The organism is Actinoplanes ianthinogenes (assembly GCF_018324205.1).
Taxonomy (GTDB): domain Bacteria; phylum Actinomycetota; class Actinomycetes; order Mycobacteriales; family Micromonosporaceae; genus Actinoplanes; species Actinoplanes ianthinogenes.
Genome location: NZ_AP023356.1, coordinates 8,566,899 through 8,579,783, shown reverse-complemented (window position 1 = coordinate 8,579,783; position 12,885 = coordinate 8,566,899). Strand labels below are relative to the sequence as shown.

The 12,885-nt window shown below is 72.9% G+C and carries 12 protein-coding genes; 10 read left to right on the top strand and 2 right to left on the bottom strand.

Going from position 1 to position 12,885, the window contains the following annotated elements; translation table 11 throughout:
* The first annotated feature begins 21 nt into the window (after nucleotides 1-21).
* Nucleotides 22-417 carry a TipAS antibiotic-recognition domain-containing protein gene (locus Aiant_RS38635; protein WP_189335027.1) on the top strand — a complete coding sequence of 132 codons (396 nt, stop codon included), beginning with the start codon at nucleotides 22-24 and terminating at the stop codon, nucleotides 415-417.
* A 32-nt stretch (nucleotides 418-449) separates the two neighbouring features.
* On the opposite strand, the gene Aiant_RS38630 is transcribed toward Aiant_RS38635, so the two are convergent.
* Nucleotides 450-1,412 carry a LacI family DNA-binding transcriptional regulator gene (locus Aiant_RS38630; RefSeq protein ID WP_189335028.1) on the bottom strand — a complete coding sequence of 321 codons (963 nt, stop codon included), beginning with the start codon at nucleotides 1,410-1,412 and terminating at the stop codon, nucleotides 450-452.
* A 39-nt stretch (nucleotides 1,413-1,451) separates the two neighbouring features.
* The gene (locus Aiant_RS38625; RefSeq protein ID WP_189335029.1) at nucleotides 1,452-2,858 is read right to left on the bottom strand and encodes an NHL repeat-containing protein; all 1,407 of its coding nucleotides are present in this window, start codon (nucleotides 2,856-2,858) and stop codon (nucleotides 1,452-1,454) included.
* A 109-nt stretch (nucleotides 2,859-2,967) separates the two neighbouring features.
* Between Aiant_RS38625 and Aiant_RS38620 the strand changes: the two genes are divergently transcribed.
* The 9 genes from Aiant_RS38620 to Aiant_RS38580 all read left to right on the top strand — a co-directional run bounded on the left by Aiant_RS38620 (nucleotide 2,968) and on the right by Aiant_RS38580 (nucleotide 12,883).
* On the top strand, nucleotides 2,968-3,327 hold the full coding sequence (locus Aiant_RS38620) for an STAS domain-containing protein (RefSeq protein WP_189335030.1): 360 nt from the start codon (nucleotides 2,968-2,970) through the stop codon (nucleotides 3,325-3,327).
* Nucleotides 3,324-4,337, top strand: a complete 1,014-nt coding sequence (locus Aiant_RS38615; protein WP_189335031.1) for an ATP-binding protein — start codon at nucleotides 3,324-3,326, stop codon at nucleotides 4,335-4,337. The genes Aiant_RS38620 and Aiant_RS38615 overlap by 4 nt, the downstream gene beginning before the upstream one ends.
* Before the next feature lie 1,441 nt (nucleotides 4,338-5,778).
* Nucleotides 5,779-6,996, top strand: coding sequence for an ROK family protein (locus Aiant_RS38610; protein WP_425322646.1), 1,218 nt, complete (start codon nucleotides 5,779-5,781; stop codon nucleotides 6,994-6,996).
* 95 nt (nucleotides 6,997-7,091) lie between these two features.
* On the top strand, nucleotides 7,092-7,598 hold the full coding sequence (locus tag Aiant_RS38605) for a flavin reductase family protein (protein ID WP_189335033.1): 507 nt from the start codon (nucleotides 7,092-7,094) through the stop codon (nucleotides 7,596-7,598).
* Nucleotides 7,599-7,622: 24 nt separating this feature from the next.
* Complete coding sequence (locus Aiant_RS38600; protein ID WP_189335034.1) at nucleotides 7,623-8,684, top strand: ABC transporter substrate-binding protein; 1,062 nt, start codon at nucleotides 7,623-7,625, stop codon at nucleotides 8,682-8,684.
* Nucleotides 8,681-9,523 (top strand): ABC transporter permease, encoded by an 843-nt coding sequence (locus tag Aiant_RS38595; protein WP_189335035.1) that lies wholly within the window; start codon nucleotides 8,681-8,683, stop codon nucleotides 9,521-9,523. The genes Aiant_RS38600 and Aiant_RS38595 overlap by 4 nt, the downstream gene beginning before the upstream one ends.
* A complete protein-coding gene (locus tag Aiant_RS38590; RefSeq protein WP_189335036.1) occupies nucleotides 9,499-10,239 on the top strand; it encodes an ABC transporter ATP-binding protein in 741 nt (246 codons plus the stop codon). The genes Aiant_RS38595 and Aiant_RS38590 overlap by 25 nt, the downstream gene beginning before the upstream one ends.
* Nucleotides 10,236-11,558, top strand: coding sequence for an LLM class flavin-dependent oxidoreductase (locus Aiant_RS38585; RefSeq protein WP_189335037.1), 1,323 nt, complete (start codon nucleotides 10,236-10,238; stop codon nucleotides 11,556-11,558). Before Aiant_RS38590 ends, Aiant_RS38585 begins: the two co-directional genes overlap by 4 nt.
* Nucleotides 11,555-12,883, top strand: coding sequence for an LLM class flavin-dependent oxidoreductase (locus Aiant_RS38580; protein WP_189335038.1), 1,329 nt, complete (start codon nucleotides 11,555-11,557; stop codon nucleotides 12,881-12,883). Before Aiant_RS38585 ends, Aiant_RS38580 begins: the two co-directional genes overlap by 4 nt.
* Nucleotides 12,884-12,885 lie beyond the last annotated feature (2 nt).

The following is a 12,885-nucleotide window of genomic DNA, read 5'->3' as shown; positions in this document are numbered from 1 at the left end:
CGACAGGGCATGCCACCACCGATGAGTATTTCCACGATCGCCGCCGAGGATGCCGACCGCTACCGCCGCGCGCTCGCCGACGAGCAGGCCGCCAGCCTCGCCGCGACCGCCGGCTGGGCGCACGTCGACAAGGACCAGGTCCACCGCGACTGGCACGACCTGTACGGCGAGATCGCCGCCGCCATCACCGCGGGCGCGCAGCCGGGCGACGAGGCGGTCCAGGACCTGGTCGCCCGGCACCACGCCGTCGTCAGCCGGTTCTACTCCCCCAGCACGGACGCCTACCTCGGGATGGCCCTGTTCTACGCCGAGGACGAGGGCATGCGCACCTGGCACACCTCCTACCACCCCCGGATGGTCGAGTTCCTCGGCGCGGCGATGCGGCACTTCACCGACACCCGCCGCCCGCGCGGGTGACTGTGCTCCGGGCGTACCGGAAATGGGTCTGATCAGCTGGAACCGCGGACCGTGAGGGACGTCGGCAAGCGGCCGGGGCGGGGCAGCGCCGGATCCAGCAGGTGGGCGACCGCGGACTCGGCCTCCTGCTCGACCGGCATGTAGACCGACGACAGGTCGGCCGCCTCGGCCAGGGCGCTGCCGTCGAAACCGACCACCGCGACGTCCTCCGGCACCCGGCGGCCGGCCTCGCGCAGTGCCCGGAGCACGCCCATCGCGGTGACGTCGCAGGCCGCGAAGACCGCGTCCAGCAGCGGCTCGCGGGCCAGCAGCTCCTTGGCGGCGGCGTAGGCGGTGGTGCGGGTGAAGTCGCCGTCGACCGAGACGACGGCGCGGGCGGCGCCGGTCATCACCCGCAGGAATCCGGCCTTGCGCTCCTGGGCGCACGGGGTCTGCGGGCCGAAGACCGCGCCGATCCGCTTGCGGCCGGTGTTGACCAGGTGCGCGGCGGCCTGGAACCCGCCGCCCTCGTTGTCCGGCGCGACGTAGGTGATGCCCGGCGCCGAGCGGCCCAGCGCGATCGTCCGGCCCTGCCGCGCGTAGGCGGCGCCGGCGTCACCCGAGACGTTGACCAGCAGCCGGCCGAACGGCACGTCGTCGCCGAGCGCCGGCGACGCGGCGACCTGCCGCACCTCCAGGGCGATGTCGCGGCCGCCGACCGCCCGCATCGCGCCGGTCAGCACCCGGCCGTAGAACGGCTTGGTGCTCATCGCGTCCGGATCCGGGTCGACGATGAGGATCTCGATCCGCTCCCGCCGCGCGGCAGCGCCCCGGCCCGTGGCCAGCGCCCGGGCCACCGCGTTCGGCTCGAAGCCGAGGCGGGCCGCGACCTGCCGCACCCGCTCGCGGGACTCCTCCGAGGTGCCGTACTCACCGTTGATCGCCCGCGACGCGGTCGCCCGCGAGACGCCGGCCACCCGGGCCACGTCGGCCAGGGTCGGACGCTGCTTGTTCATAGCAGTGACGATAACTCCGATCGACGTGTACGGATCAACTCATTCCGGCAGCGGCGCGGGCCAGGGGGTGCCGGTCTCGGCGTCCCAGCGGCGGACGGTGGCGCCGTCGACGCTGATCAGGGTGGGTCGCCCGGCGACGATGGCCGCGGTGATCGCGGTGATCTCCCGGCGGTGACCGGGCAGCGGCGCTCCGACCGGCTCACCGGTCTCGGCGTCGACGCGCCGGATCTGCCGGATGTCGCCGATCGCCAGGTAGGACCGGCCGTCGATCTCGTAGGAACAGCCGGAACTGAAGTACGACGCCGGGATCGGGTCGCCGATCTCGGCGCCCGATTCCGCGTCGAAGCGGCGCACGCCCCGCGGACCGTTGAAGACGAGGCCGCTCCGGAACGAGGTGATGCAGCGGTGGACGTTCTCGATGGGCAGGCGGTCGACGGAGCCACGGGTCAGGTCCAGCCGGAACACCGACCGTTCCGGGTGATATCCGGCGATCATCACCGCGAACCGCCGGTCGCCGATCCGATAAGGGTGCAGGCCGTTCTCGGCGGCGCGGGGTGCGCGCGCCACCGCCCCGATCCACCTGCCGCTGCGCGGGTCGACCCGGCCGACGGCTCCGCTCACGGTCCACCCGTACAGTTCGTCGCCGTCCGCGGCCAGCGTCAGGAACAGTTTGCCCAGCGGCCATGGCAGGCCGACCCGGGTCCGCTGCCAGTTGCCTTGGCGATGACGCCACACGACCAGGCCACCCGCCCGGCCGCGCCGGACGAAGCAGGGCCCCTCGGGATCGGTGAGCGCCACCCCGCTGCCGCGTCCCGGCGGAACCGTCGCGAGCACCGTCCCGTCCGCCGGGTCCAGGAACCGGTCGCCGCCGACCAGCACCAGCGGGCCGGCCGATGCGATCCGGTACGAACGCTCGTGTCCGAGCGGCCGGGCGATCCCGCGCCACCGTGGCTCGTAGGCGCCGGCGCCGAGCGCGGCCAACCGCCTGGCCACCCTCGGCGCCGTGTGCGGAGCCAGCCGGACGACCTCGTCGAGGGCTTCCCGGCTGTCCAGCAGGGCCGCCCGCAGCGTGTCGACCCTGGCGTCCAGCTCGGCCTCGGTGGCGCCCTCCGCATCGATCGGGGCCCAGCACATCTCCTCGATCTGTTCGATGATCGCCACGCGTGTGCGGTCGCCGGTGGCCGGCGCCGCCGCGATCCGGGCCAGGAACCGCAGCGCCTCCGGCATGGCGGCCACGTAACCGCTGTCGGTGCCGGACTCGGTGTAGAAGTAGTCGGCGTCGTCCAGCAGCAGGTCGTCCAGCGACGCCGGGTCGCCCTGCCCGGCGGCGATGTCGCGGAGCAGCCCGACCACCCGCTCCCCGCTCGCCTCGCGCTCCCACGACCCGGCCAGCAACTCGTCCCAGGCCACGTCCTCGACGCCGTCCAGCGGCCGCTCCCACCCCATGATCAGCAACGATAGGCGCCGGATCGTTTAGCGCTGCTCCGGCCGGGTCATTCACCACGCGTACGCTGAAGGTTTCCGGCCGGAACCCGGGTCAGTTTGGACGGTGCCCATGGACAGCATCACCGCGGATCCGCCGGACGCGCTCGTGGTCACGCTCACCGGCCCGCTCGACGCCGCCACCGCGCCGGAGTGCGCCGCGCTGATCGCCGACGCCCTGCACCGCATCCCGGCCGGTCTCACCCTCGTCCTCGACCTCGATCGGCTGGACTTCATCGCCTCCGGCGGCGTCCGCGTGCTGTTCCACGCCGCGGACGCCGCCCGGGGAGCCGGCGTGCCGCTGGTGATCGTGGTCGGCCGGGACCACTATGTCCGGACCACCATCGACCGCATCGACACCGCCGGCCGGCTTCCTCTCGCTGAACGTTTCGACCGGCGCACCGCCGGCACGCGAAGGGTGGTGGGATCGTGACACACCACGGGTTGCTCTACGACGGCAGCGACGACCTGTACGCCCGCGTCCTCACCGCGCTGACCGAGGCGCGGGAGGCGGAACTGGTCGTGCTCGCCTGCCAGCCACACCACAGCCAAACCCTCCAGAAGGCGGTCGCCGACACGCTCCCGCATCTGGAGCCCCCGCTCATCCAGCCCCGGCCGGAGATCCACAGCCGCCCGGCGGTGGTCCTCGCCGCCCAGCGCCGCCTGGTCGAGAAGCAGCGCCGGCGGGTCTGGTACATCAACGAGCCCGACCACGGGACCACGCCCGACTGCTGGACCAGGGCCGCGTGTTACGAGGCGGCCTGCACGATCAGCCTGGCTCGGTACCCGTTGAGCACCATCTGCGCGTACCCGGCCACCGGCACCCCCGGCACGGTGATCGGCGCCGTCGCCCAGGCCCACCCTCGCCTGATCACCGCCACCGGCACGACCGCCAACCCCACCTTCTGCGAGCCGGCCGCCCTGATGACCACGCTGGCCCCGCACGACCCGGTCCCGGAGCCGTCCCGCCCACCGGAGCTGCACCTCACCGGCGCCAGCACCCTGCACGACATCCACCCGGTCCGCCACCGGCTCACCACCGCCCTGGCCGGCCTGCCCACCCTGATCCGCACCGACTTCGTCGCCGCCGTCAACGAGGCACTCACCAACGCCGTCCTGCACGGCGCCCCACCCATCACCGTCACCCTCTGGATCGCTCGCGAGCAGGTGGAATGCCGCGTCACCGACAGCGGCCCCGGATTCACCGACCCGTTCGCCGGATACCTCTCCGAACCGGACGCCGACCGGACCCGCACCGGGTTGTGGCTGGCCCGGCAGGCCTGTGACGACCTGACGATGTGGCACGCGGCGGGGCGATTCACGGTGCGGCTGGCCACGACGACCGCGCCGGAGCGGGTGCTGCGGACGCATGGGGCGGTGGCTCGGGCGGAGGCGGCTCGGGCCCGGGTCAATCACACGCATCGGCGCATCGGTTCTCGCTGAAACCCTTTTCGGTACGGCGGGTCCGCCGTGGCTTCCGGCCCAGCCGACACTCATCGGTCCACCTTCGGTCCGCCCCTTTCGGTACGGCGGGTCCGCCGTTGCTTCCGACCCAGCCGACACTCACCGGCCTGCCTTCGGTCCGCCCCTTTCGGTACGGCGGGTCCGCCGTTGCTTCCGGCCCAGCCGACGCCCACCGGCCCCCTTCGGTCCGCCCCTTTCGGTACGGCGGGTCCGCCGTTGCTTCCCGCCCAGCCAGCCCGCCTTCGGTCCGCCGCTTTCGATACGGCGGGTCCGCCGTTGCTTCCGGCCCAGCCGACGCCCACCGGCCCCCTTCGGTGGGGCGGTTGAGCACGGTGAGTCGCCATGCGGACCGGCCGCCGGTCTCAGTGCTGCCGGGTCCGGCCTACTGTCGATCGCGGTGGATGCCAGGCGGCACCGCTGCTGGTCACGGTCGCTACCGCCACACCGGCCCGCCGCCCGTCGCGGTGGTCGCCAGGCGGCACCCGCTGCTGGTCACCGTCGCTGCCGCCGCACCGGGCCCGCCGCGCGTCGCGGAGGTCACCACGCGGCACCCGCCGCTGGTCACCGTCGCTGCCGCCGCACCGGGCCCGCCGCGCGTCGCGGAGGTCACCACGCGGCACCCGCCGCTGGTCACGGTCGCGGCCGCCACACCCGGCCCGCCGCCCGTCCCGGTGGTCACCACGCGGCACCCACCGCTCGTCACGATCGCAGCCGCCACACCCGACCCGCCGCCCGTCGCGGAGGTCACCACGCGGCACCCGCCGCTCGTCACGGTCACGGCCGCCACACCCGACCCGCCGCCACTCGCGGTGGTCACCACGCGGCACCCGCCGCTCGTCACGGTCGCAGCCGCCACACCCGACCCGCCGCCCGTCGCGGAGGTCACCACGCGGCACCCGCCGCTGGTCACGATCGCAGCCGCCACAATCGGCCCGGCCGGAAAGTGCAGCCGACCACGCGCGCCCCCGGCGGACCTTCAGTCGGGCGACCGCGAGCGGCGCCAAGATCGTGACCAACGGCGATCGCCGCATGGAGACCACCGCAACGCGCGGCGGACCGGAAGCTGCGCCAGCAACCGCGATCCACGGCGAACGCCGCATGGAGACCACCGCAACGCGCGGCGGACCGGAAGCTGCGCCAGCAACCGCGATCCACGGCGAACGCCGCATGGCGACCACCGCAACCAACGGCGGACCGGGAGTGGCGGCGGGGGCTCGGCGGAACGGGCGCAGGCGCGGGACGGGCTTGGGAGGGCGGGGCGGGACGGGGCTGTGGGCGTACCGAAAGAAGGGGCGTGAGGGAAGCGGCCCGGACCGGCCGGATGGTGTTACCGACTGTGAAACGACCGGTTACCGGACGGGGTTTTGGTGACGGTGGCGGGTTAACCTCGCGGGATGATCCGCCCGCACCCAGGTCCCCCGTGAGTGGGTCGGTGGGCGTGCGGCGGGCTACGCGACGTGAGGACCTGCCGCCGTCTGAGGCGCGGAAGGGGTCGGATTCGGCGGCCGCGGTGTTGCGGGCCGTTCTGGATCATGGGCCGATCGCGCGGAGTTCGATCGCTCGGGTGACTCGGCTGTCGGCGGCGACCGTGACCGGGGTGGTGGCCTCGCTGACGGAGCGGGGGCTGGTCCGGGAGGCGCGGGAGGCGGCCGGGCCGCCGGGGATCGGGCGGCCGCACGTGCCGGTGGATCTCGCTTCCGACGCGGTGGTGGTCGGGGTGCACATCGCGGTGCCGCGGACCACGGTGGCGCTGCTCGACCTGCGGGGTCGCATCATCGCGCAGCGGCAGGATCCGCATGACGGGCTTGATGCGGACACGGTGCTGCCGGCGCTCGCCGGGCGGATCGCGGCGCTGCGGCGGCAGCACGGCGCGCGGCGGCGGGTCATCGGGTTGGGTGTCGCGACCGGCGGGTGGGTGGACACCGCCAACGGTACGGTCGTCGAGCACCCGTTCCTGGGCTGGCGTGACGTCCGGGTCGGCGCCGTGCTCGGCGAGGTGACCGGGCTGCCGGTGCGGGTGGACAGCAATTCGCGGGCGCTGCTGCGCGCCGAGCAGCTCTTCGGGCGAGCCGCCGGGCGGGTCCGGCAGAGCGCCGTGCACCTGTTCGTGGGCAACGTGGTCGATGTCGCGTTCGCCGCGGGCGGGGTCGTGCACCAGGGTCCGCGGTCCGCGGCCGGCGCGGTCGCGCACCTGCCGGTCGAGGGATGTGTCGAGGTCTGTCCGTGCGGACGGGTCGGGTGCTTGCAGGCGGCGGTCTCGGAGCGGTCGCTGGTGCGCCGCGCGCTCGCCGCCGGGCTGATCGACCGGCCGGAGATCGGCGCCCTGGTCGACGCCGCGGAGGCCGGGCTGGCCGCGGCGACCGCCCTGCTCCAGGAGCGGGCCCGGCTGGTCGGGCGGGCCGCGGCCCTGCTGCTCGACCTGTTCGACCCGGAGGTGCTGGTGGTGGCCGAGGCGGGCGCCAACCGGCTGCCGGACTCGCTGGCCACGCTGCGCGCCGAGGTGGCCGCGCGGTCGTCGGCGGGTGTCGAGGTGACCGAGACCGTGCGGGCGTCGAGCTTCCCGGGCAACGTGCTCGCGGCGGCCGGTGGGGCCGTCGCGCTGCATCAGGTGTATGCGGCGCCACCTGCGTCTATTTAATTCAGCACGACGCAAACTTGCCCTCTAATCCTAGAGGCATAGTATGAATTGCGCCGGCCGCGCAGCGCATACCCCCACCTGAACGGAGCTTGGTCATGTCCGTCATCGCTTCCGTGCCGATCTCGTCGGCACCCGTCGACGCCACCCTGTTCCGCCAGGTGTTCCGACGGCACGCCGCCGGGGTGGCCGTGGTGACCGCCGACGCGGGCCGCGGCCCTGCCGGGGTCACCGTCACCTCGCTGGCCTCCCTCTCCGCCGAGCCGCCGCTGCTGTCGTTCAGCATCAACGCGACCGCGTCCACCTGGCCACACCTGCGCGAGGCGCAGACCGCCGTGGTGCACCTGCTCGGCGCCGGGCACACCGAGCTGGCCCGGACGTTCGCCACCAGCGGCATCGACCGGTTCGGCGCACCGACGCGCTGGCGCCGGCTGCCCACCGGCGAGCCGGTGCTGGACGGCGCGGCGGCCTGGCTGCGGATCTCGATCGAGCACCGCCTGCCGGCCGGCGGCTCCCACCTGGTCATCGGCCGGGTCGAGGAGGCCGGGCTGGCCGAGGCGGGCGCTCCGCTGCTCTATCACGACGGCAACTTCCACGCCCTCTGAGACCGGTAAGGGACCCCCATGAGCATGAGCCTTCGGAAGGCGGCGGCCGCCGCGCTGGCCGCGGTCCTGGCCATCGGCATCGCCGCCTGTGGCAACGACGATCCCGCCGCCACCCTGGAATTGAGCGCCGCGCTGCCGGAGAAGGTGCCCAGCGGCACCACCATCCGGCTCGGTGACCCGGCGATCCAGGCCGTCCTCGGCGCGGCCGGGCTGGACAAGGAACTCTCCGCGGCCGGCGTGAACGTCGAGTGGGCCAACATCAGCGGCGGCCCGCAGAGCATCCAGGCGTTCCGCGCCGACAAGCTGGACTGCAGCTCGGTGGCCGACATCCCGTCACTGTTCGCCGCGTGGACCGGCACCTCCACCAAAATCATCTTCCAGTCGGTCGGCGCCGACCCGCTCAAGTTCCCGATCTACAAGCTGGGCGTGGCACCCGGCGTGACCGTGAACTCGCTGGCCGACCTGCGCGGCAAGAAGATCGCCTACAGCGCCGGGCAGGCACAGGGTGCGCTGGTGCTGCGGGTGTTGCAGAAGGCCGGGCTGTCCCAGAAGGACGTCCAGCTGGTCGAGCTGACCAGCACGAGCGACTCCTACGTGACGGCGCTGGGCACCAAGGCGGTCGACGTGGCCCCGCTCGGCGCGCAGAACATCAAGATCTACGAGGCGAAGTACCCGGGGGCCGGCTCGATCGGCACCGGCATCCGCGACGACGCGGCCACGCTGTACTGCCTGACCACGTCGGTGCAGGACGCGGCGAAGGCGGCGGCGCTGAAGGTGTACGTCGGCGTCCGCACCAAGGCGCTGCTGTGGCAGAACGAGCACCCCGACGAGTACGCCAAGCTCTACTACGTCGACAGTCAGGGCCTCAAGCCGGCCGACGCGAAGGCCGTCGTCGAGATCTACGGCGACAAGGCCATCCCGGCCAGCTGGGACAACGCGATCAAGCGGCTCCAGGAGACCGCCGACCTGCTGGCCACCGAGCAGAAGCACGACAAGCTCGACGTGACCACGCTGGTCGACCGCCGCTTCGAGCCGGTGGAGACGGCGGCGGCCGGCTCCCACGTGGTCACCGGTGACGCCGCATGACCGCCACCCTTCACGTCGCACCGCAGGTCGGAGAGAAGGACGACGTCGACGAGCGGGTGGTCCGGCGCAAGCTGGGCCCGGGCCGGCGCATCCGGTTCGCCTTCTGGGTGGGCCCGCTGCTGGTGCTGGCCGTCTGGTCGGCCGGCTCGGCCACCGGCCTGATCAAGCCGGCCATCCTGACCGCGCCGTGGGACGTGGTGGAGGCGTTCCGGGACCAGTGGGCCGAGCACGACCTGCTCGGCAACATCCTCTCCTCGCTGACCCGTGCGGTGCTCGGCCTGACCTTCGGGGTGCTCGCCGGTGTCCTGCTGGCTCTGGTCTCCGGCCTGTCCCGGATCGGCGAGTCGGTGTTCGACGGACCGATCCAGATCAAGCGCTCGATCCCGACGCTGGCGCTGATCCCGCTGTTCATCGCCTGGTTCGGCATCGACCAGGAGATGAAGGTGGTGACCATCGCGCTGATCAGCCTGGTGCCCATCTACGTGCACACCCACAACGGCCTGCGCAGCATCGACGGCAAGTACGCCGAACTGGCCGAGACCATCGGGATCGGCCGCACCGAGTTCGTCCGGCACGTGGTGCTGCCCGGCGCGCTGCCCGGCTTCCTGCTCGGCATGCGGTTCGCGGTCACCTCGGCGCTGCTCGGCCTGGTCGTGGTCGAGCAGTACAACGCCACCAGCGGCATCGGCCACATGATGACCCTCGCCGGGCAGTACGGGCAGACCGACGTCATCGTGGTCGGCCTGGTGATCTACGGCGTCTTCGGCTACCTCGCCGACACCGCGGTGCGCTTCACCGGAAGGAGGGTGCTGGCGTGGCGACGAACGCTGGACGACTGAGCACCGAGCCGGCCGTACGCGTACGGAACCTGCATCGCAGTTTCAGCAGCAACGGTGGCGTCCTCAACGGACTGGACCTGGACATCGCGGCCGGCGAGTTCGTGGCGCTGATCGGGCGCTCCGGCACCGGCAAGAGCACCCTGCTGCGCGCCCTCGCCGGGCTGGACCGCGACGTCGCCGGGCACGGCCGGATCGCGGTCCCCGGCTCGGTGTCGGTGGTCTTCCAGGACTCCCGGCTGCTGCCCTGGAAACGGGTCCTGGACAACGTCACCTTCGGGCTGCGCGGGCCCGAGGCGGACGGCCGCGGCCGGCAGGCGCTCGCCGAGGTCGGACTGGCCGGGCGGGAGCGCGCCTGGCCCTACCAGCTGTCCGGCGGCGAGCAGCAGCGGGCCGCGCTGGCCCGCTCGCTGGTCCGCGAGCCGCAGCTGCTGCTGGCCGACGAGCCGTTCGGCGCACTGGACGCGCTCACCCGGATCCGGATGCACGCGCTGCTGCGCAAGCTGTGCGAGACACACCGGCCGGCGGTGCTGCTGGTCACCCACGACGTGGACGAGGCGATCGTGCTCGCCGACCGGGTGATCGTGCTGGACGCCGGGGTGGTGCGCACCGACGTCCGGGTGGAGCTGGCCGACCGGTCCCGCTCCGATCCGGCGTTCACCGCGCTGCGCACCCTGCTGCTGGACGAACTGGGCGTGGACGAGGAGAGCCGCCGATGACGATGCATTTGAACGCGTTCTTGATGGGCGTGGGGCACCACGAGGCGTCCTGGCGGCTGCCCGAGAGCGACCCGTACGCCAGCTGGGACGTCAAGCACTTCCAGAACCTGGCCCGGATCGCCGAGCGCGGCAAGCTGGACTCGGTCTTCTTCGCCGACAGCCCGGTGCTCCAGGGCGACCCCGGGCGCCGCCCGGCCGGCAAGCTGGAGCCGACCGTGCTGCTCACCGCGCTGGCCGCGGTCACCGAGCACATCGGGCTGATCGCGACCGCGTCGACGTCGTACAACGAGCCGTACAACCTGGCCCGCCGGTTCGCCTCGGTCGACCACGTCTCCGGCGGCCGGGCCGGCTGGAACATCGTCACCACCGCCGGCGCCGACGCGGCCCGCAACTTCGGCCTGGACGACGTGCCGCTGCACTCCGAGCGCTACGAGCGGGCCGCCGAGTTCGTCGACGTCACCACGAAACTGTGGGACAGCTGGTCCGACGACGCGGTGCTGGCCGACAAGGCGGCCGGTGTGCACGCCGACGCCGCGAAGGTCCGCGCGATCAACCACCGCGGCCGGTTCTTCCGCGTCGACGGGCCGCTCAACGTGCCGCGCTCGCCGCAGGGCTATCCGCTGCTGGTGCAGGCCGGCTCCTCGGAGGACGGCAAGCAGTTCGCCGCCCGGTACGCCGAAGCCGTCTTCACCGCCCAGCAGACCCTGGCCGAGGCGCAGGCGTTCTACGCCGACCTGAAGAAGCGGACCGCCGACCTGGGCCGTGACCCGGACGGCGTCAAGATCCTGCCGGGCATCGTCCCGGTGATCGGCGACACCGAGGCCGAGGCCCGCGAGCTGGACGCCGAGCTCGACCGGCTGATCAGCCCGGAGTACGCGAAACGCCAGCTGGCCGAGCGCTTCCAGCTCGACCCGGACGACCTCGACCTGGACCAGCCGCTGCCCGCCGACCTGCCGGCCGAGGACGAGATCGAGGGCGCCAAGAGCCGGTACACCCTGATCGTCGACCTGGCCCGGCGGGAGAACCTGACCGTCCGCCAGCTGATCGGCCGTCTCGGCGGCGGTCGCGGGCACCGCACCTTCGCCGGTACGCCGGTGCAGGTCGCCGACGCCCTCGAGGAGTGGTTCGACAACGGCGCCGCGGACGGTTTCAACATCATGCCGGCGGTGCTGCCGTCCGGTCTCCTCGCCTTCGTCGACAAGGTCGTGCCGATCCTGCAGGAGCGGGGCCGGTTCCGCACCGAGTACGACGGCACCACCCTGCGGGACCACTACGGCCTGCCACGCCCCATCAATCACCTGGAGACGAGCGCACGATGACCCGGCAACTCCACTTCAACCTGTTCCTGCACGACACCGGTCACCACGAGGCGTCCTGGCGGCTTCCCGAGTCGGACCCGCACGCCAACCTGTCGCTCGCCGCCCACCAGCACCTCGCCAAGGTCGCCGAGGACGCCAAGTTCGACTCGGTCTTCCTGGCCGACGGACCGGCGCTGTTCAGCGAACCGGGCCGCCGCCCGTCCGGCAAGCTGGAGCCGACCGTCCTGCTGGCCGCGCTCGCCGTGACCAACAGCCGGATCGGGCTGATCGCGACCGCCTCCACGTCCTACAACGACCCCTACAACCTGGCCCGCCGGTTCGCCTCGCTCGACCACCTGTCCGGCGGCCGGGCCGGCTGGAACATCGTCACCACCGCCGGCGAGGCGGCCGCCCGCAACTTCGGCCTCCAGGACCAGCCGCTGCACAAGAGCCGCTACGAGCGGGCCGACGAGTTCCTCGAGGTCGCCACGAAGCTGTGGGACAGCTGGACCGACGACGCGATCATCGCGGACAAGGAGTCGGGCATCCACGCCGTCCGCGACCGGGTCCGGGCGATCGGCCACCAGGGCACGTACTTCCGGGTCGAGGGGCCGCTGAACGTGCCGCGCTCGCCGCAGGCGCATCCCTTGCTGGTGCAGGCCGGCTCGTCCGAGGACGGCAAGGACTTCGCGGCCAGGTGGGCCGAGGCGGTCTTCACCGCGCAGCCCACGCTCGCCGAGAGCCAGGCGTTCTACGCCGACCTCAAGCGCCGGGTCGTCGCCGCCGGCCGCGAGCCCGACCAGGTGGTCATCCTGCCCGGCATCGTCCCGGTGATCGGTGACACCGAGGCCGAGGCCCGCGAGCTGGACGCCGAGCTGGAGCGGCTGATCGCGCCCGAGCACGCCCTTGCGCAGCTCTCCACGATCCTGCGGATCGACCCGGAGCGGCTGAAGCTGGACGAGCCGCTGCCCGCCGACCTGCCCGACGAGGACGAGATCGAGGGCATGAAGAGCCGGTACACCCTGATCGTCAACTGGGGCCGGCGGGAGAACCTGACCGTGCGCCAGCTCATCGGCAAGCTCGGCGGCGGCCGCGGGCACCGCACCTTCACCGGCACGCCGGTGCAGATCGCCGACACCATCCAGCAGTACTTCGAGAACGGCGCCGCGGACGGCTTCAACATCATGCCGGCCGTACTGCCCTCGGGGATCGAGGCGTTCGCCACCAAGGTGGTGCCGATCCTCCAGGAGCGTGGCCTGTTCCGCACCGAGTACACCGGGTCCACCCTGCGCGAGCACTACGGACTCCCCCGCCCCGCCAACCAGCTGGAGCTGATCAGCCAGTGACC